Here is a 2,355-nt window from a genome sequence, read left to right on the forward strand (position 1 = left end):
TAGATGTACTTGCATTACTAGGAGGTCGTAAGCATGACTTTTCAAAGATTCGCTTTTAATAATATCATTCGAAGTAAGCGGACTTATGCTGCACACTTTCTAAGTAGCTCATTTTCAGTTATGGTTTTTTTCACATATTCACTCTTACTTTTCCATTCTGATTTACAAGGAGAACTAGTCTCCACAAGTAAAACAATGAGTCTATTAGGAACAATGGGGATGCAAATATCTCAATATCTCATTTTTGTATTTTCATTCTTCTTTCTTTTATATTCGGTGAGTTCTTTTTTAAAAACAAGAAAAAAAGAATTTGGAATTTTAATTATGCATGGTATGACACCGGCACAGTTAAATAAATTAATTTTTTTAGAAAATATGTTAATTGGAATCGCATCTATTATGTTTGGTATCTTAATTGGATTGATATTTGCAAAGCTCAATTTATTAGCAAGTGAAAATATACTAGCGATTGATAAGGGACTTCCTTTTTATGTGCCTATAAAAGCTGTCTTTATGACAACTGGCGCATTTTTGATTCTGTTTTTAGTTATTTCGTTGTTTACTTCTAAGATGGTAAAAGGCAACAAGTTGATTGATTTGATGAAATCAGAGGAAAAACCAAAAACAGAACCAAAGGCATCAAAAGCATTAGCATTTCTTTCCGTATTCTTCATTGGATTAGGGTATGGATGTGTGTTCTATTTCGTACTAGAAAGAAACTTCATTATGTCTTACTTACTTGGAGGGGTAGTCTTTGTAGTGATAGGGACATATTTTCTCTTTTCACAGTTGAGCGTGTATGTAATACGTGTCTTAAAGAAAAAAGACATTGTGTTTTTTAATAAAACAAACCTTCTTACTATATCTGAATTGGCCTATCGTATGAAGGATAATGCAACTATGTTCTTTATGCTAGCGATCGTTTCCGCTGTGGCTTTCACTGGGATTGGTACATGTCTAGCAATGGGAAATAAGGGATTAACCGAAATGACCAACCCATTTGCATTTACCTATACCTCGTTAGGAGAGAATCCACAAGAAGAAGAGCACATTACAGAAATAAAAAAACAACTCACTCGCTCAAATTTCTCTTATCAGGTAGCGGTTACGAATCCTAAATTTACGGAAAATAATTTAGTGCTAATCAAAGTATCAGAGTATAACAAGTTTGCAAAAATCTTCGGGTATGAAATGGAAAAGATAGATAATGATCAAGAAACGATCATAGTACCATCAATAGTTTCGCAAAAAGAAAAGTATGCAAGAGGAAAAGATATACCTGAGAAAATAGATGTAGTACAGGAAAACATGGAGATGTCTCTTCGGGTCAAGAAGGCAGTCCCATATATAGTTCTCCCAAATACAATTGGAGCTATTCTTGTTGTTTCGGATTCTTTGTACGATAAAATTCCTAACAGAAAGACGGAAGATGATTCTTACGTAATGAAAAGTCAATATGGATTTGTAGTGGGAAATTGGGAAAAATCAAGAGCAGTTACAAAGAAATTAGAAGCAACAATGGGTAATAATAATTTGGTGGAAGCACATTATTATTTTAAAGCGTTGTATTCTGAATGGATTTCTTCGAAACAAAAGAACGGTATTTTACTTATCGTTAGTGTATTAGTAGGTATCGTATTCTTTACGTTTGCAGCCAGCCTATTATATTTCCGACTATATGCAGATTTAGAAAGAGAACAACAACAATATGAAATGATTGCGAAGGTCGGTCTAAGTAAAAGAGAGTTAAAGAAAATTGTAACGCGTCAGCTTACGTTAATGTTCTTCTTGCCTTTAATTATAGCGATTATTCATAGTGGTGTCGCTTTTATAGCCTTGCAACAGCTAATTGATTACTCTGTTTTAAAGATGTCCATTTTAATTATACTAGCCTTTATATCCATTCAAAGTGTGTACTTTTTCACTGTCCGTTGGCGTTATTTACAACGGTTATATAAAAAAATCATGTAGCGTATTGATAAAACAAGCAAAGAGGAGAAAAAGAAATGAAAAAAGTAATGAAAGTGTGCATGGCAGGAATTGTATCTATTTCTATGTTAGGAGCTTGTTCTTTTGGAAAGAAAGAAGAACCAAGGAATGCCGCTTTATTGATTGGGGGAGAACAATCATTAAAAGAAATAGTAAATCAGCATAAACGTGAAATTAAGACCAACACTTTATATAAAGTGAAAAAAGCAGAAATTGATGGCAAACAAGTATTAATTATAGATCAAAAAACTGCGGAGAAAATGGTTGAGATAGGTGTGTTGAGAGAATCAGATAATGATAATGAAGTATGGAGTTCAGACCCAATTAAGTCAGTACCTTCAGTTCCAAAGGGTAAAGCTGTATTAC

At 33.2% G+C, this 2,355-nt stretch carries 2 protein-coding genes; both read left to right on the forward strand.

Annotated elements, in window-relative coordinates; translation table 11 throughout:
* Positions 1–33 precede the first annotated feature (33 nt).
* The gene (locus AB3X48_RS21295) at positions 34–1,971 is read left to right on the forward strand and encodes an FtsX-like permease family protein (protein WP_199715098.1); all 1,938 of its coding nucleotides are present in this window, start codon (positions 34–36) and stop codon (positions 1,969–1,971) included.
* A gap of 35 nt (positions 1,972–2,006) precedes the next feature.
* A partial coding sequence (locus AB3X48_RS21300; protein WP_367959913.1) for a lipoprotein BA_5634 family protein occupies positions 2,007–2,355 on the forward strand: 349 nt, incomplete at its 3' end.

This window comes from Bacillus sp. S4, assembly GCF_040838205.1.
Classification (GTDB): Bacteria; Bacillota; Bacilli; order Bacillales; family Bacillaceae_G; genus Bacillus_A; species Bacillus_A cereus_U.